Annotated in this window: 13 protein-coding genes; 7 read left to right on the plus strand and 6 right to left on the minus strand. The window is 70.2% G+C overall.

The window, feature by feature from the left end:
• Positions 1-94 precede the first annotated feature (94 nt).
• From PQI23_RS00505 to PQI23_RS00515, 3 genes are all read right to left on the minus strand, one after another.
• Positions 95-1,396 carry a flavin monoamine oxidase family protein gene (locus PQI23_RS00505; protein ID WP_339970649.1) on the minus strand — a complete coding sequence of 434 codons (1,302 nt, stop codon included), beginning with the start codon at positions 1,394-1,396 and terminating at the stop codon, positions 95-97.
• Positions 1,397-1,626: 230 nt separating this feature from the next.
• Complete coding sequence (locus tag PQI23_RS00510) at positions 1,627-2,487, minus strand: purine-nucleoside phosphorylase (protein WP_339970650.1); 861 nt, start codon at positions 2,485-2,487, stop codon at positions 1,627-1,629.
• 87 nt (positions 2,488-2,574) lie between these two features.
• Positions 2,575-5,373, minus strand: a complete 2,799-nt coding sequence (locus PQI23_RS00515) for an aminotransferase class I/II-fold pyridoxal phosphate-dependent enzyme (protein ID WP_339970651.1) — start codon at positions 5,371-5,373, stop codon at positions 2,575-2,577.
• Between the two features lie 202 nt (positions 5,374-5,575).
• Between PQI23_RS00515 and PQI23_RS00520 the strand changes: the two genes are divergently transcribed.
• The 3 genes from PQI23_RS00520 to PQI23_RS00530 are packed head-to-tail and all read left to right on the plus strand — an operon-like array spanning position 5,576 to position 7,945.
• Entirely contained in the window at positions 5,576-6,061 is a 486-nt protein-coding gene (locus PQI23_RS00520; RefSeq protein WP_339970652.1) for an SIP domain-containing protein, read from the plus strand.
• Between the two features lie 44 nt (positions 6,062-6,105).
• The gene (locus PQI23_RS00525; RefSeq protein ID WP_339970653.1) at positions 6,106-7,545 is read left to right on the plus strand and encodes an NAD(P)H-quinone dehydrogenase; all 1,440 of its coding nucleotides are present in this window, start codon (positions 6,106-6,108) and stop codon (positions 7,543-7,545) included.
• A gap of 13 nt (positions 7,546-7,558) precedes the next feature.
• Complete coding sequence (locus PQI23_RS00530) at positions 7,559-7,945, plus strand: cupredoxin domain-containing protein (RefSeq protein ID WP_339970654.1); 387 nt, start codon at positions 7,559-7,561, stop codon at positions 7,943-7,945.
• A 47-nt stretch (positions 7,946-7,992) separates the two neighbouring features.
• Here PQI23_RS00530 and PQI23_RS00535 read toward each other — a convergent pair whose 3' ends face one another.
• On the minus strand, positions 7,993-9,342 hold the full coding sequence (locus PQI23_RS00535; RefSeq protein WP_339970655.1) for a class I SAM-dependent RNA methyltransferase: 1,350 nt from the start codon (positions 9,340-9,342) through the stop codon (positions 7,993-7,995).
• A gap of 70 nt (positions 9,343-9,412) precedes the next feature.
• Positions 9,413-9,685 (minus strand): GlsB/YeaQ/YmgE family stress response membrane protein, encoded by a 273-nt coding sequence (locus PQI23_RS00540; RefSeq protein ID WP_339970656.1) that lies wholly within the window; start codon positions 9,683-9,685, stop codon positions 9,413-9,415.
• Positions 9,686-9,903: 218 nt separating this feature from the next.
• Between PQI23_RS00540 and PQI23_RS00545 the strand changes: the two genes are divergently transcribed.
• Positions 9,904-10,551: a Maf family protein gene (locus tag PQI23_RS00545; RefSeq protein WP_339970657.1), complete on the plus strand. Its 648-nt coding sequence runs from the start codon at positions 9,904-9,906 to the stop codon at positions 10,549-10,551.
• 19 nt (positions 10,552-10,570) lie between these two features.
• Here the strand turns inward: PQI23_RS00545 and PQI23_RS00550 are convergent, their stop codons facing one another.
• Positions 10,571-12,268, minus strand: a complete 1,698-nt coding sequence (locus PQI23_RS00550; protein ID WP_339970658.1) for a PucR family transcriptional regulator — start codon at positions 12,266-12,268, stop codon at positions 10,571-10,573.
• 194 nt (positions 12,269-12,462) lie between these two features.
• Between PQI23_RS00550 and PQI23_RS00555 the strand changes: the two genes are divergently transcribed.
• From PQI23_RS00555 to PQI23_RS00565, 3 genes are all read left to right on the plus strand, one after another.
• Entirely contained in the window at positions 12,463-13,947 is a 1,485-nt protein-coding gene (locus tag PQI23_RS00555) for a CoA-acylating methylmalonate-semialdehyde dehydrogenase (protein ID WP_339970659.1), read from the plus strand.
• A 12-nt stretch (positions 13,948-13,959) separates the two neighbouring features.
• Positions 13,960-15,348 carry an aspartate aminotransferase family protein gene (locus PQI23_RS00560; RefSeq protein ID WP_339970660.1) on the plus strand — a complete coding sequence of 463 codons (1,389 nt, stop codon included), beginning with the start codon at positions 13,960-13,962 and terminating at the stop codon, positions 15,346-15,348.
• Positions 15,349-15,496: 148 nt separating this feature from the next.
• Complete coding sequence (locus PQI23_RS00565; protein WP_339970661.1) at positions 15,497-16,279, plus strand: IclR family transcriptional regulator; 783 nt, start codon at positions 15,497-15,499, stop codon at positions 16,277-16,279.

A 16,279-nucleotide genomic window follows, 5' to 3' on the forward strand; every position in this document is an offset into this window, starting at 1 on the left:
GGTCACTTTCCGTGCGTGTTGCGCGCGCGACACGCACCAGAAGTGACCCCGCTCCGTAGGGGGAGGAGAGGGCGGGGTGGGGCGGGCTCGCCGGTCAGGCGAGCGCGGCCGCGATGCGGCGCGACTCGCGCAGTGCGCTCTCGATCGCGCCGTCGACGAACCCGCCCCACAGGTTCGCGTTGTCGGTCGTCGCGAAGTGCACCGCGCCGTGCGGCCGCTGCAGATCGTCGAGGTATCGCGTGAGCTGGCCGGGGCGATGGGTCATCCAGGTGTTCTGCGAGAGCGGATCGGCCATCCAGTCGTGGCCGGTGGCACCGGTCACCTCGATTCCGGGGCGGAAGGCGTCGACCGCCGCCTGCACCGCGCTGAGATCGTCGAGGTCGAGCCGGGTGTGGTCGGGGCCGAATGCGACGAGCAGCGTGTAGTCGCCGTCTGCGTCGGAGCCGTAATACTCTGCCTTGAGCACCGAGAGCGGGTCGTGCTGGCTCGCGTACGCGAAGAACCGCGTCACGTGCCCGCGCGCACGGATCCACGCCTTCGTGCCCTGAGACGCGACGCGCTCGGCCCCCAGTCGCTGCCAGGCGTCGGGCAGCGGCGGGTCGAAGGCGATGGTCGAGATCGCGTTCACCGGAACGGTGCAGATGATACGGCGCGCGTGGATCCGCGAGCCATCGACCAGCTCCACCGTCGCGCCGTCGGCCGCGTCCGAAACCGATCGCACCGCGGCCTCGAGACGCACCTCTCCGCGCACGTCCTCCGCGATGGCCGAGGTGAACGCGCTCATGCCGCCGACGACGCGGTAGGTCGCCGATGCCTCGTGCATGAGCTGCCAGTGCCCGCCGGTCGCCGCGACCCAGCGCAGTGCGCTCGACAAGCCGACCTGGTCGAGCGGCGCGTTCACGTGCCCGACCCACACCGCTTCATTCGCCGCTCGCGCTTCGGGGTCGAGCGCGAGTGCGTCGATGCGATCCTGCACACTGAGGTCGTCGAGCTGCGAGATGCTCCCCGCCGTCGGTGCGACGCCGCGCGGAATCGCTTCGCGCACATCATCGATGATGCGCTGCTGCCCGTCGTCGATCAGCGCCATGAACTCGGCGATGGTGCCGCGCCTGGAGGCGCCGTCGGCATCGCGCCAGTACGCCTCTTCGGCGCTGGGGCTCCGCTCGATCTCCCGACCGTAGCGGGTCATCTCGGCCCAGGTGTGCGGCTGCACCCAGTGCACCCAGGTGCCGCCCAGCTCGAGGTCGTGGCCGAAGCGGCGGTCGGTCCAGGTGCGCCCGCCCACGCGGTCGCGCGCCTCGAGCACCACGACGCTCAGCCCGGCGTCGCCCAGCTCTCTCGCGGCGATCAGCCCCGCGAACCCCGCTCCGATGACGACGACGTCGACCGACTCCATGCGCTCTCCTCCTCGAGTGCTCGTTGCTCCGATCCTATCGGCGCTGCGCAGAAGCCATCATTCCGGAGCGGGGTCGCTTTCGGAGGGTGTTGCGGGCCTGAACCGCTCCGACACCCTCCGAAAGTGACCCCGCTGCAGGAGATAGGGGGACGAGGGGGCGGCGAAGGGGGAGGCTGCGGCGGAGGGGGAGGGGCAGCGAAGGGGAGGCGGGGCGGTGAGCGACCTTCCCCTTACAGCTGCGCGACGACGCGCTTCAGAAGATCGGCGAGGCGCGGCTCGGCGGCCTTCCCCTCGGCGAGTACCTCGGCGTGGCTCAGGGGATCCCCCATACCGGCGGCGGGGTTCGTGATCAACGAGAACCCGAGCACCTGCATGCCCGCCTCGCGCGCGGCGATCGCTTCGAGCGCCGTCGACATGCCGACAATCTGACCGCCGATCGTGCGCAGGTAGTGGATCTCGGCCGGAGTCTCGTAGTGCGGGCCGGGCAGCTGCACGTAGACGCCCTGCTGCAGACCGGGCTCGACCGACCGGGCGACGTCGCGCAGCCGCACTGCGTAGAGGTCGGTGAGGTCGATGAAGTTCGCGCCCTCGATGGGGGAGACCGCGGTGAGATTCAGGTGATCGCTGATGAGCACCGGTTCTCCGGCGCGGAAGGACGGATCGACGCCTCCGGCGCCGTTGGTGAGGATCATGATCTCGGCGCCCGTCGCGGCGGCCGTGCGCACCCCGTGCACGACAGCTCGCACGCCGCGGCCCTCGTAGTAGTGCGTGCGCGCCCCGATGATCAGGGCGTGCTTGCCGTTCTCGAGGCGGATGGAGCGGAGCGTGCCCGAGTGCCCGGGCACTCCGGAGGCGTGGAAGCCCGGCACGTCGCCCGCGGGCACGACCGCGACGGTCTCGCCGAGCACGTCGGCCGCCTTGCCCCATCCGCTGCCGAGTGTCAGCGCGATGTCGTGCCGTTCGACTCCCGTCAGCTCGGCGATGGCGGAGGCGGCTTCGGCCGCGAGCGCGGCTGGGGTGTCGGATGCGGCATCGGCGGCGAGGGCGCCGGGAGCGGCGTCGGGTGCGGGGCTGGGTGCGGCGGAGCTCATGCGCTCCAGCTTAGAGCGCCGGTCGCGGGCGCGGGATCGGCCGGGCTCCGCTCACCACCGCGCTCACCGCCCCGCTCACCACCGCGGTCATTCCTCCGGGCGGAGGATGCGGTACCCGCGGCGCACGTCGTACCCGTGGATCTCGCGGGTGTCGAGCACCGCCATGAAGTCGAGCACCTCGGCCGAGATGACCTGCCCGGGCACGAGCACCGGGAATCCGGGCGGGTAGGGCGTCACGAACCCCGCCGAGACCGGCACCTCGCCGCGCGAGACGCGCCGGTGCAGCTCGGCGTGCGAGACGTGCTCGACCGCTCCACGCTGCTGCCCGCGGAAGAACGCGGCGCGCATGTCGCCGTCGGGCAGCACGCCGTCGGTCGCGTAGCCCTGCGAGAATGAGCTGAAGTCGGGCAGGGGCGGCATGGCGGTCTCAGCCGTCGCGAGAAGATCGGGATCCTGCTGCGCGCGCGCCTCCTCGAAGCGCTCGGCGAGCTTGACGAGCACCTCGATGAGGTACGCGATCGCGCTGCGCGACGTGCCGATGTTCGTCATGAACAGCACGGTGTTGCGGCTGGTCTTGTTGACCTGGATGCCGTAGCGATCCATGAGGTGCTCGTGCTTGAAGGTGTCGCCGTCGACGCCGGTGCGACTGATCTCGATCGTGATGCGCGACGGGTCGACCACGAACTCATCGGTGGCCCACGCCTCCCACATCGACGCGAGACCGTCGCGCAGCGGCATCGGCCGGCCCGCCTCGCGGTTCGCCGCCGGCACGAGGTCGTGTGCGGTGAGCACTCGGAAGGTGCGGCGCAGCAGCGGGTGCCGAGCGATCGCCTGCGACAGGCTCGTCGCGAGATCGAGCTGCCGCTGCACGAGTTCGAAGCCCTCGAGCTCGACCTGTCGGCGGCCGATGTCGAGGGAGGCGAGGATCTGGTAGTTCGGCGAGGTCGAGGTGTGCGTCATGTACGCCTCGTGGAAGGGCTCCTCCGCATCGCGCACCCAGTCCTGGTCGTAGACGTGGATCATCGATCCCTGCCGCAGGGCGGTGAGCGTCTTGTGGGTCGACTGCGTGGCGTACACCCGGATGCGGGCGTCCGGCGCCGGGATGAGCCGCTCCGAGAGCCAGACCTCATCGCCGGCGGGCGTGCCGTCGGCTCCGAACAGGCGTTCCCGCTGCGCGCGGTAGGCCGCGGCGTGCGCGGTGGTGCCGAGCTGCTGCTCGAGGCGCTTCGCCGCGGCCATCGCGGTGCGCCGCCGGGTCACGGGATGGAACGCCGCGAACGCGAACCAGGCCTCGTCCCAGAGGAACACGAGATCGGGCTTGATCGCGAGGCACTCGGCCATCACGCGCTCGGGGTCGTACACGATGCCGTCGAAGGTGCAGTTGGTGAGGGTGATCATGCGCACCTCGTCGAGGCGGCCCTGGGCGCGGTAGTCGAGCAGCAGCTGCTTGATGCGGTCGATGGGCACGGCGCCGTAGAAGGCGAAGTCGTTCAGCGGGTACGCCTCGAGGTAGGCGGGGCGCGCGCCGGTCAGCATGACGGCGTGGTGGTGCGACTTGTGGCAGTTGCGGTCGACGAGCACGACGTCGTTGGGCGCCATGAGCGCCTGGTGCACGATCTTGTTCGCCGTCGAGGTGCCGTTGGTCACGAAGAAGGTGTGCTTCGCACCGTAGGCTCGCGCCGCGAGATCCTGCGCCTTCTTGATCGCTCCGGTCGGCGCGAGCAGCGAGTCCAGTCCGCCGGAGGTGGCCGAGGTCTCGGCGAGCAGCAGGTTCAGTCCGTAGAAGTCGGCGAGATCCCGAATCCACTTCGAGGCGACGACCGAGCCGCCGCGAGCGACCGGCAGCGCGTGGAAGACGCCGACGGGCCGACGCGCGTGATCCTGAATCGCCGAGAAGAACGGGGTGTCGTAGAGGTGGGAGACGCGTCGCAGCAGAGTCAGGTGCAGTTCGAGCTGATCCTCCCGCCTGAACACCCGCCGGAAGCGGCGCGTGAGCGCCCCCGCAAGATCCTCGATGTGCGCGCCGGCGACGAGGTACAGGTCGAGTTCGGGCCGGATCGCGGCGAGCGTGTCGGCGAGACCCAGAACGCGCTGCACCGAGGCGAGCGAACTGCGCGCGGGAGCCGAGCCGGGAACGACCTCGGACCGGGCGAGCCGGATCGACTCCTGGAGGTCTCGGCTCAGCTTCTGCCGTGTGCGCTCGCTGAAGCCCGGGCGCACGACGCACGCGAGGATGTTCGGGTTCGTGAGCACGGCGGCGACGGCGTCATCGGCGGAGGGGACGACGACGTAGTCGTACACGAAATCGTCGGCGGGGCCGCGCAGGCGCAGGAGCTCCGTGCGCAGGCCGTCGCGATCCTGAGCCGTCGTCTCGTCGACGACGAGCACCTCGAACCGGGGCCTCGGGTCGGCGTCGATCGTGAACTCGGCCCGCTCCTGCTCGTCGAGGAACTCGTCGCGAGGCTCATCGGGCACCGTGTCGTGCCGAAGCCGATTGACGACTCGGCCGATGCGGTCGAGCGCGGTGCGGTAGTCACCCGCTTCGAGCAGTTCGCCGATCGCGGCGACGTAGCGCTGGCCGTACCCGGCCCAGTAGAGCTCGATCGTCTCGAGCGCGCGCAGATTGCGGTGCACCTCGCCATCCGCAGCGAGCGCGTCGGCGGTCTCCGAGTCGGTGGCGAGCCGTTTCACCGCGAAGCGGAGGTACTCCCACGCGTCGCTGCGCAGACGCCACGAGGACGCAGGCATCCCCGGGTCGCGCTCGAGCGCAGCGGGCGCGTACGAGCTGCGGTGCCGGAGGGTCGGCACGGGAATGTTGCCGCTGATCGAGTCCCTCCCCGCCAGGTTGTCGAGCGAGGGTGCTGCGGAGGAGTCGATCCTCGTCATCTGTGGCGGTCCTTCCAACTTCATCGTGTGGTGACGGCGCGAGTGCGCCGACCGGCGCGAGATCCCAGAAATCCCCCCGGATGCGCAGGCTCGTAACTGTCGATCTTAAACGACGGCCGATTCGCCCTCGGGCACGTACGTACGAGCGCCGAATTCGCTGTGAGATCTTCCGATCAAAGTTAGGTTGCCCTAAGATGAAGGCGTGAACTTCTCCGAACCATCCGACTTCCCCGAAGCAGTCTCGGTCGTCGACCCCGACGGCATCGACTGCGTGGTGGCGGCGGGCGACGCTTCCGACCTGCCCCAGCTCGGGGAGTGGTTGCGCGAGCTTCCCGACACGGCGTACGGCCGCGTGTTCATCGAAGTGTTCTCGGAGATTCAGATCGAGGCGCTGCCGGCGCCGCCGAACGTGGGCGTCACGTGGTTGTGCCGCGAGCAGCGCGAGCAGAGCCCCCGTCCGGGTCTCGGCCGGCGTCGCGGTGAAGCGCTCGCCGGTGCGGTGGACGCCTGGTTCGACGAGTGGTTGTGGGCTGACGGCGAGGCGGTGCGCAATATTCAGCTCTGGATGGGAGCCCGCACGAGCTCGGTCATGCAGACGTACTGGATGGGGCTCGATCGACGCCTCGAGAAGCGCTGGCCGGGATACTGCGAGCGCGAGTGCCGCACGGAGTGCCAGCGCGGCGAGTGACGCAGGCGGAGCGCGGGCGAGAGCGCCCTGCGTAGAATTGCAGCATGGCGAAAGCGAATGAACGCAAGCATCGGATCGCGATTGTCGGCGGCGGCCCCGGCGGGTACGAGGCGGCGCTCGCGGGAGCTCAGCTCGGCGCAGAAGTCATCCTGATCGAGCGGGCCGGTGTCGGCGGAGCTGCCGTGCTCACCGATGTCGTTCCGTCGAAGAGCCTGATCGCCACGGCGAGCGCCGCGCAGAGCGTGCGCGACTCGGGCAGACTCGGAGTCCAGGCCTTCGTGCCGGGCGGTGACGGGAAGCCCGTGCGCCCCGAGATCGCGGTCAATCTGGCCGCCGTTAACAAGCGGCTGCTCGCAATGGCGGGGGCTCAGTCCGTCGACATGCTGCGCTCGCTCGAAGATGCGGGTGTGCGCGTGGTGCAGGGCGAGGGCCGCCTCGACGGGCCGAACGCCGTCGTCATCTCCACGGCCGCGGGCGGCGGCGGCACCGATTTCGACCGCGTCGAAGCCGACACCATCGTCGTCTCCGTCGGGTCGAGCCCTCGGGAGCTCGACTCGGCGAAGCCCGATGGTGAGCGCATTCTCACGTGGAAGCAGCTCTACGACCTGCCGAGCGTACCCGAGCATCTCGTCGTCGTCGGCTCGGGCGTGACCGGGGCGGAGTTCGCGAACGCCTATCGCACGCTCGGTTCCGAGGTGACGCTCGTCTCGAGCCGCGACCAGGTGCTTCCGGGCGAGGATCGCGACGCCGCGGGCGTCATCGAGCGGGAGTTCACCCGCCTCGGCATGCAGGTGATGTCGAAGTCGCGGGCCAGCTCGGTGACCCGCACCGACGACGGAGTGCGCGTCGAACTCGAAGACGGCCGCACCATCGAGGCGACGCACTGCCTGATGGCGGTCGGATCGATCCCGAACACCGCAGGTCTCGGCCTCGCCGAGGCGGGAGTCTCGCTGACCGACAGCGGCCACATCCGCGTGAACAAGGTCGCTCGCACCAATGTGCCCTCGATCTACGCAGCGGGCGACTGCACCGACTTCTTCCCGCTCGCCTCGGTGGCGTCGATGCAGGGGCGCACGGCGATCATGCACGCGCTCGGCGACTTCGTGCGGCCGATCGACCTGCGCAATGTCGCAGCGAACGTCTTCACCTACCCCGAGATCGCAACCGTCGGCTGGAACGAGAACTCCCTCGCCGAGGCCTCTGACGTCGCGAAAGCCGTCTCGCACACCATTCCGTTGAGTGTGAACCCGCGCGCCAAGATGATCGGCTTCACCGACGGCTTCGTGAAGCTGTTCGCCTGGAAGGCCTCCGGTACCGTGATCGGCGGCGTCGTCGTCGCGCATCGCGCCAGCGAGTTGATCTTCCCGCTCGCGCTCGCGGTCGAGCACCGGCTCACGGTCGACCAGGTCGCCTCCGCGTTCGCCGTCTACCCGTCGATGACCGGGGCGATCACTGATGCGGCGCGCGCGCTGCACCAGCACTGAGCGGGGCGCGACGATGACGCAGCGGATCTCGCGGCGACGCCTGCTCAGCGGCGCGGCCGGCGTGCTCGGTGCCGGGGCCGCGGCCCTGCTCGCGGGCTGCGCACCGACGGGCAAGCCGGAACCCGTGCCCTCCGACGACGACGTGAAGGCCTACGCCACGATCACGGTCGTCGACAACCGATTCGAGCCCGCCGAGGTCGAGATCGCCCCGCAGCAGGCGGTGCGGTGGGTGTTCGTCGGGCCGAGCGAGCACGACGTCGTCGCAGAGGATCGCAGTTTCGTGAGCGAGCTGCTGGTCGAAGGCAGTTACACGCATCAGTTCGCAGAGGAGGGGGAGTACCCCTACATCTGCTCGATCCACCCCGAGATGCGGGGCGTGGTGCGCGTCGTCTCACCGTAGGGCGGGCACGGAACGCTCTCCGATATCCACGGGATACGGCGGCATCGTCACGCGCGCTGGAAGACCGCCAGCGATTCGAAGTGATGCGTGTGCGGGAAGATGTCGAAGGCGCGGAGCTCGGTCAGCTCGTATCCCGAGTCGCGGAGGGACTTCGTGTCGCGCGCGAGCGCGACCGGGTCGCAGGCCACGTAGACGATGTTCATGGGCGACAGCTCCGCGAGCTGCGCGGTGACGCCGTTGCCCGCGCCCGAGCGCGGCGGATCGAGCACCACCGTGCCCCGACGCAGACGATCCCGCACCGGAGCGGAGGCCTGCAGCAGGTCGGCGAGGTGCCGGTCGACGCGCGCCGTGTGGGCGAGCGCGCCGACGAGAGAGGAGAGGTTCTCCGCGGCGTCCTCGGTCGCGGCCGCGTCCGCCTCGACGGTGGCGATCTTCACGCCGGTGCCCGCAGCCTCCGCCACGGCGGCCGCGAGGAGGCCGGCACCGCCGTAGAGGTCGAGGTTGCCGGCGGCGGGATCGAATCTGCCATCGGCGATGAGATCGGCGATCGCGTCGCGCACGGCGGAGAAGAGCACGGCGGGGGCGGCACGATGCACCTGCCAGAACCCGCCGGCGCGCACGAGGAAGCCGCGATCCTCGACCCACTCGTGGATCGGATCGCTCGCTCCCGAGCGCTGCTTCTCGCCGGCGAGGGTGAGGAGCATGCGCGGGTCGTCGCCGGAGGGATCGACGAGGTCGACGGTCGCGACGCCGGGCATCGCTTCGTCGAGCGGGGCGATCTGGTTGACGCCCTCGGTCGCGAGCGGGAGCGATTCGACCGTGACCACTCGGCGGCTCCGCGCGGCGTACGGCCCGACGGCGCCCGTCTCGGGATCCACGTGCAGGCGCACGCGCGTTCGGTAGGCGAGCCCCGAATCGACGGCAGCGTCGGGGTCGGCCTCGTCGTCGATGAACACAGGAGGCGGTTCGACGATCTCGGCGAGCGCGTCCGCGGAGTCGTCGGCGCCCTCGGCCGCCAGCTGCACGCCGCCGAAGCGCTGCATCGCGTCGGCGAGCACCTCGGCTTTCAGCGAACGCTGCCGTTCGAGCGAGATGTGCCCGAACTCGGCGCCGCCCGCGCGCTCCTCGGGCGCTCGCGAGATCGACGCCTCCGCCCAGACGTGGTCGCGGCGATCGGCCGAGGCTTCGAGGATCTCGACAGCCGTTGCACGGGCGAACGACTTCTTCTTGGCATCGGTCACGAGCGCGCGCACGCGCTCACCCGGAATCGCGTCGGCCACGAAGACGACGCGGCCCTCATGACGCGCGACACCGACACCGCCGTGGGCGATGCCGGTGACGACGAGGTCGACCTGCGCGCCGGGTTCGAGCGGGGCTGAGCTGTGCGTTGCAGTCATGCCCTCATTCTCCCACTGCGCGAGGCCGACCTCGTGCTGCGGCGTGTTCCGCCGCGGTGGTGCGGGGTGGTTAAGCCGCGCGGTTGCCCTTGCGGCCCGTGATCAGGCCCCAGATCAGCAGCACCACGATGGCACCGCCGATCGCGACCAGCCAGGTCTCGATCGAGAAGAACTCTCCGAGGTCAGCGCCGAAGAGCAGGCCGCCCAGCCAACCTCCGACGAGCGCGCCGATGACGCCCAGGATGAGCGTGGCGATCCAGCCACCGCCCTGACGGCCCGGCAGGATGGCCTTCGCGATGGCGCCCGCGATCAGCCCGAGCAACAAAAATCCGAGGAAACCCATGAGAACTCCTTCCGTTCACGGGGAGGCACGGTGCGACCCCATGTCTATAGATTCGGGGGGTTCTCCCATCCCGGCCAGGGGGTTGTCGCACCCGAACCCGCTGGTGTAGCGCGCGCCCGCCCGCCTATCAGCATGCGCGGGTGCGCAGTGGCGGGTGCGCAGTGGCGGGTGCGCAGCGGCGGCAGAGCGCGGCCGGGCTGCGAATTACACTGGCAGGCATGCGCCTCTACCTCGCGTCCACGTCGCCCGCCCGTCTCTCCGTGCTGCGCGGAGCCGGCATCGAGCCGGTGTGCTTCGCACCCGAGGTGGATGAGGAGGCCGAGGTCGTCGCGCGCGAAGCACAGCTCGGGCGCGCCCTGACCGCCCCCGAGCTCACCGAGTACCTCGGGCGGCTCAAGGCGGAGGACGTGGTGCGCCGCCACGGCCCCGATGGCACGGGCGAGATCGACGGCCTCGTGCTCGGGGGCGATTCGATGTTTCTGCTCGACGGCGAGATTCTGGGCAAGCCGCACCGCCCGGAGGTCGCGCTCGAACGGTCGAAGCAGCACCGCGGTCGCACAGGAGTGCTGCACTCGGGCCACTGGCTCATCGACTGCTCGGGAGGCGGGACGCGCGCTGCGGCCGGTGCGGTCGACACGGCGACTGTGACACTCGCGAGCGATCTCTCCGATGCCGAGCTCGAGGCCTACGTCGCAACCGGTGAGCCGCTCGAACTCGCCGGCGGCTTCGCGATCGACGGCCTCGCCGGGGCGTTCATCGAACGCATCGAGGGCGCTCCGAGCTGCGTGATCGGGCTCTCGCTGCCGGCGCTTCGGCGTCTCGTGATCGAGCTCGGCCACGAGTATCCCGGCCTGTGGAGCGCTTGACCGGAGCGCGTGACCGGGTTCAGTCGCTCCGCGCGAGCAGAGCGACGGTGAGCGTCGCGATCGTCGTTCCGTCGGCGAGATCGACGCCGAGCAGCTCTTCGATGAGCGCGAGGCGCTGATAGAAGACGGATCGCGAGAGCCGCGCGCGCTGCGCCGCCAGTGAGCGGTTCGTGGGGTGCGCGAGGTAGGAGCGCAGCACGAGCAGGAGATCGCCGCTGTGCCCGGGCCCTGACGCTGCGTCGTGCGCGATCACCGGGCCGAGGGCATCGGCGGCGAACTCCTGCACCTCGGGAGTGGCCGAGAGGCCGCGCACGAGATAGGCGAGCGCTTGGCGCTCGGCCTGCTGCACGGTGACCCTCCCCGCTGCTGCGGTCGGTCGGAGGCGACCTGCTGCCCGCACGCGCTCGAGCGAGGTGATGAGCGAGCGCACGCCTCTGCCGGGCGCGCCGAGTCCGAGGTGGGCCCGCCAAGAGGGCGGCGTCGGTGAGGGGATCAGCATGTCGAGTTCGCGTGCGAGGCGGATCGCGAGGGGTGGCGCCGACCCCGTATCGGCTGCGGGAGCGACGCGGGGGTCGCCCGCCGGGAAGGAGAGGAGAGCGAGCAGCGGGGGGCGATCCTGGTCGGAGCCCGAGGGCCGGGTGCCGTCGATCGCGGTCTCAGCCGGGTCGACCGGGTCGGGTACGAGGATCACGCGGCCCTCGGGAGCGACCGCGCGGCGCATCGCGGTGTCGAGAACCGCGCGCTCGAGGGAGGAGTGCGCGCCGAAGCCGTCCGTGCCGCGCAACGTCGCGCCCAGCAGGATGCGCCCCTCGATCGGCAGACCGGCGGCGGCGAGCTGAGTCGCGAGCTCGCTGTCGCTGCGATAGCGGCCGCTGAGCACCGCGTCGAACAGGCGCTTCGAGCTCAGCCGCAACCACTGCTCCCCATCGGCATCGGCGAGTCTGCCGAGCGCGAGCGCGAAGGCGCCGAGCTCGAGCACGGTGCGTCGGCCGGCGGCGTGCGGGGGTCCCGGAAGGGCGGACAGTCGGCCCCATCGTTTTCCCTGCGCCTCGACGGCGACGGACTCGGCTCCCGAGGGCAGGGACGCGGGGTGGGCCCCGGCCCATGGTGCGAGCGCCGCCTGCGGAAGCAGTTCGCCACCGGCCCAGGCCACGACTCGTCCCGCCGAATCCTCGAGCACGACGGGCGCGTCGAGCGTTTCGGAGAGGCGCTCGACGACGTAATCGACCGGGCTGCGGTTGAGTCCGAGCTCGGTGAGCATCGTGTGCACGTCTGCGCGAGCTGCGAGCGCGTCGGTCTGGGCCGCGAGCACGCGCTGGTGCACGCGCTGCGTGATCTGCACGAAGCGGACCTCCCGATGCAGCACGATGAGCGGGATCCCGTGGCGCTCGCAGGCCTCGGCGAGTTCGGCGGGCGCGGCATCGAAGTGCGACCCGAGCTCGAGAACGGCGGCGGCCGGCCCGGCGGCGATCACGGATCGGGCGAGGGCCTCGAGCGCGGCACGGTCGGTCGGCCACCCGGCGCCCGTCGTGAGGATCAGCTCGTCGCCCTCGAGCAGCGGGATGGCCCCGGTTCCCGCCACGACGTGGGCCCACCGGATCGGCCGCGCGAGCCCGGAGCGGCCCGCGACGAGCTCGGGCGCTCCGGCGCGGAGCTCGGCGAGGTCGAGCGCGTCGGCGACGGTGACCGGAGGGGTGTCGGAGCGTGCGTCAGTCATATCGGACAGATTGTACGGGATTGTGGCGAATCGTGGATGGAATGCGGTCGATCCCGGGGAAGCGTGCTGTCACACTGGGGTCTGGCGGAGTCGACGATTCCGAACAGATTGCCCGGAACCCGCGGTGATCTCCGAATTTCCTGCTCGACCGGTTGAACCCGCTCGGGCAGCTCACGAAGAAAGCAGGCGAACGCATGGCACGCATCCCCCACGTCATCGGCGGCGAGAAGGTCGACACCGCGGAGCGCACCCAGCCGGTGTACAACCCGGCGACCGGCGAGGCGCAGCACGAGCTCAGCATCGCATCGGTCGAGACCGTCGAGCAGGCCATCGCCGCGGCGCAGGAGGCGCTGCCGAAGTGGCGCCGCACCAGCCTCACCAAGCGCGCCGACGTGTTCTTCAACCTGCGCCAGCTGCTCAAGCAGCGCACGCCCGAGCTCGCCGCCATCGTCACGAGCGAGCACGGCAAGGTGCTCTCGGACGCGGCGGGCGAGATCGCGCGCGGCCTCGAGAACGTCGAGTTCGCATCGGGGCTGCTGCACCTGCTGAAGGGCGAGCGCGACGAGCAGGTCTCGACCGGCGTCGACGTGCACTCCATCAAGCAGCCGGTGGGCGTCGTCGCGGCGATCACGCCGTTCAACTTCCCGGTCATGGTGCCGCTCTGGATGATCGCGAGCGCCATCGCGTGCGGCAACACGGTCGTGCTGAAGCCCTCGGAGCGCGACCCCTCCGCCTCGGTCTTCATCGCAGACCTCTTCCGCGAGGCAGGCCTGCCCGACGGCGTGCTCAACGTCGTGCACGGCGACAAGGTCGCGGTCGACACCCTGCTCGACAGCACGGACGTGAAGGCCGTGTCGTTCGTCGGCTCGACCCCGATCGCCAAGTACATCTACGAGCGCGCAGCCGCGAACGGCAAGCGCGTGCAGGCGCTCGGCGGCGCGAAGAACCACATGCTCGTGATGCCCGACGCCGACATCAACGTGACCGCAGATGCCGCGATCTCCGCGGCCTACGGCTCTGCGGGCGAGCGCTGCATGGCCGTCTCGGTCGTCGTCGCGGTCGGCGACGTCGCGGATCGCCTCATCCCCGAGCTCACCAGCCGTATCGCGAACCTCAAGATCGGCAACGGCACGGACCCCGCATCGGAGATGGGCCCGCTCATCACCCGCGAGGCCAAGGAGCGCGTCGAAGGCTACGTCGCCGGGGCCGAGGCCGAAGGCGCGACGGTGGTCGTCGACGGACGCGAGGCGCAGTTCGAGGGCGACGGCTTCTTCACCGGAGTGTCGCTGCTCGATCACGTCAAGACCGACAGCAAGGTGTACCGCGAGGAGATCTTCGGGCCGGTGCTCGCCATCGTGCGCGTCGACAGCTACGAGGAGGGTCTCGAGCTCATCAACTCGCACCAGTTCGGCAACGGCACCGCGATCTTCACCCGCGACGGCGGCGCTGCCCGTCAGTTCGAGTTCGAGGTCGAGGCGGGCATGGTCGGCATCAACGTGCCGATCCCGGTTCCGGTCGGGGCGTTCTCGTTCGGCGGCTGGAAGGATTCGCTCTTCGGCGACTCCCACATCTACGGTCCCGAGTCGATCAACTTCTACACGCGCTCCAAGGTCGTCACGACGCGCTGGCCGAACCCGGATCAGTCGAAGATCGACCTCGGCTTCCCGAGCAACCACTGAGGGGCTGAACGCATGAGCGACTTCATCGATCTGAACGGCGCCGAGCAGAGCTTCGGCGACACGGATGCGCAGCGCGAGGTGCGCGAGAACGACCGCCAGTACGTCTTCCACTCGTGGTCGGCGCAGGGCGCGATCAACCCGCTGCCGATCGCCAAGGGCGAGGGGGTGCGGTTCTGGGACTACGACGGCACCGAGTACCTCGACTTCTCGTCGCAGCTCGTCAACCTGAATCTCGGGCATCAGCACCCGGGCCTCGTCAAGGCGATCCAGGATCAGGCCGGCCGTCTCGCGACGATCCAGCCGGCCATGGCCAACGACGTGCGCGGCGAGCTCGCGAAGCGCATCGTCGAGCACTCCTTCGAGGGCGCCCGCTCCGTGTTCTTCACCAACGGCGGGGCTGACGCCAACGAGTACGCCGTGCGCATGGCGCGTGTGCACACCGGCCGGCAGAAGGTGCTCGCCCGCTACCGCTCGTACCACGGCTCGACGTCGACGGCGATCACGCTGACGGGCGAACCGCGCCGCTGGGCGAACGGCACTCTCGATTCGGGAGTCGTCCACTTCCACGGGCCCTACCCGTACCGTTCGGTCTTCTACTCCGAGACCCCCGAGCAGGAGACGGAGCGCGCGCTCGCGCACCTGCGCTCGACGATCGAGCTCGAGGGTCCGTCGACCATCGCGGCGATCATCCTCGAGAGCGTGACCGGCACGAACGGCATCCTGATCCCGACCCCCGGCTATCTCGCCGGCGTGCGGGCGCTCTGCGACGAGTTCGGGATCCTGCTCATCGCCGACGAGGTCATGGCCGGCTTCGGGCGCACGGGCCACTGGTTCGCCTTCCAGGCGTTCGACGTGAACCCCGACCTCGTGACCTTCGCGAAGGGCGTGAACTCGGGTTACGTGCCCCTGGGCGGCGTGGTCATCTCGGAGGCCGTGCACAGCACCTTCGACCAGAAGCCCTTCCCGGGCGGCCTCACCTACAGCGGCCACCCGCTGGGCGCTGCGGCGGGTGTCGCCACGTTCGACATCTTCGAGGAGGAGGGCATCCTCGAGCGCGTGCGGGATCTCGGAGAGCGCGTCGTCGGGCCGCGCCTCCAGGAGATCGCCGAGAAGCATCCGTCGGTCGGCGAGGTGCGCGGCACCGGGCTCTTCTGGGCGATCGAGCTCGTGAAGGATCCCGAGACGCGCGAGCCGCTCATCCCCTTCAATGCGGCGGGAGAGGCCGCGGCGCCGTTCAACGCCGTGGTGGCAGCGTGCAAGCAGGCGGGCCTGTGGCCGTTCGCGGCGGGCAACCGCGTGCAGGTCGCGCCTCCGCTCGTCATCTCGGAGGAGGACCTCGTGAAGGGTCTCGACATCATCGATGAGGCGCTGAACGTCGCCGACGGGTACGTCGGCGAGTAGCCCGCCCATCTTTGAACAGCAGTAGGCCCGTTCCACATCAGGTGGAACGGGCCTACTGCTGTGTACGGAGCCGTGCTAGCATCTGCCGTATTGCAGAGTCAGACAGTGTCTGTCATTGCAAGACGTCCAGCGATCACGAGGAAGTGCGATGACCGAAGCGACCCCCGGGCCCCGACCGGCCGCCGAGCGGCGCGCGGGCGGAGGCCGTCGTGCGACGGGCACGCCGGTGCTGCAGACGGGCCTGAAGATGCTGACCGTCATCGACGCGCTTGCGAGAGCAGAGGCCGGGCTGTCGGTCTCCGGCTTGGCCGAACGCCTGGGCTGGGCCAGAGCCGCGGCGCACCAGTACCTGCAGACCGCGGTGGCTGCGGGCTGGGCGTTCCAGGATGACCGCTCCGTGTACCGCGTGAGTCTGCGCGTCGCCGACCTCGCGACGCGGGCGAACCCGGCGAAAGAACTGCGGCCGATGCTGCTGCCCGTGATGCACGACACCGTGGAAGAGCTCGGCGCCCCGGTGTCGTTCGCCGTCATGGAGCAGAGCAGCCCCGTCATCGTCGAACGCGTGGAGCCCGCGCGGGCGAAGTTCATCAGGCGCGGGTACGAGGCGCGGGTGTCACCGCGATCCTCCGCCTCCGGGCAGGTGCTGCTGGCGTTCTCCGACGAGGTGCACCGGGCCGTCGCCCGCGAAGGCGCAGTGCTCGACGACGCCGTCTACGAGAACGTCAGACAGCGGGGGTTCGCCCTCGTCCACTCGGAATGGCTCGGCGACCTCATCACGGCGGTGGCCGTGCCTGTCACGAAGGGCGGAACCTGCATCGGTGCACTCAGCGTGATCACCGAGCAGGGCGGGCTGCCCGATGACACGCTCATCACTGCGATGCTGCGGGCGTCGCGACGACTCGACGACGCGCTCGACGACCCGACGGCATGA

It is taken from the genome of Leucobacter sp. USCH14 (genome assembly GCF_037619215.1).
In the GTDB taxonomy this organism is placed as follows: Bacteria; Actinomycetota; Actinomycetes; order Actinomycetales; family Microbacteriaceae; genus Leucobacter.

What these genes read in the sequence shown, in the direction of transcription:
- PQI23_RS00505 (WP_339970649.1), bottom strand. Translation starts at nt 1,396, where the DNA reads ATGGAGTCGGTCGACGTCGTCGTCATCGGAGCGGGGTTCGCGGGGCTG.
- PQI23_RS00510 (WP_339970650.1), bottom strand. Translation starts at nt 2,487, where the DNA reads ATGAGCTCCGCCGCACCCAGCCCCGCACCCGACGCCGCTCCCGGCGCC.
- PQI23_RS00515 (WP_339970651.1), bottom strand. Translation starts at nt 5,373, where the DNA reads ATGACGAGGATCGACTCCTCCGCAGCACCCTCGCTCGACAACCTGGCG.
- PQI23_RS00525 (WP_339970653.1), top strand. Translation starts at nt 6,106, where the DNA reads ATGGCGAAAGCGAATGAACGCAAGCATCGGATCGCGATTGTCGGCGGC.
- PQI23_RS00530 (WP_339970654.1), top strand. Translation starts at nt 7,559, where the DNA reads ATGACGCAGCGGATCTCGCGGCGACGCCTGCTCAGCGGCGCGGCCGGC.
- PQI23_RS00535 (WP_339970655.1), bottom strand. Translation starts at nt 9,342, where the DNA reads ATGACTGCAACGCACAGCTCAGCCCCGCTCGAACCCGGCGCGCAGGTC.
- PQI23_RS00540 (WP_339970656.1), bottom strand. Translation starts at nt 9,685, where the DNA reads ATGGGTTTCCTCGGATTTTTGTTGCTCGGGCTGATCGCGGGCGCCATC.
- PQI23_RS00545 (WP_339970657.1), top strand. Translation starts at nt 9,904, where the DNA reads ATGCGCCTCTACCTCGCGTCCACGTCGCCCGCCCGTCTCTCCGTGCTG.
- PQI23_RS00550 (WP_339970658.1), bottom strand. Translation starts at nt 12,268, where the DNA reads ATGACTGACGCACGCTCCGACACCCCTCCGGTCACCGTCGCCGACGCG.
- PQI23_RS00555 (WP_339970659.1), top strand. Translation starts at nt 12,463, where the DNA reads ATGGCACGCATCCCCCACGTCATCGGCGGCGAGAAGGTCGACACCGCG.
- PQI23_RS00560 (WP_339970660.1), top strand. Translation starts at nt 13,960, where the DNA reads ATGAGCGACTTCATCGATCTGAACGGCGCCGAGCAGAGCTTCGGCGAC.
- PQI23_RS00565 (WP_339970661.1), top strand. Translation starts at nt 15,497, where the DNA reads ATGACCGAAGCGACCCCCGGGCCCCGACCGGCCGCCGAGCGGCGCGCG.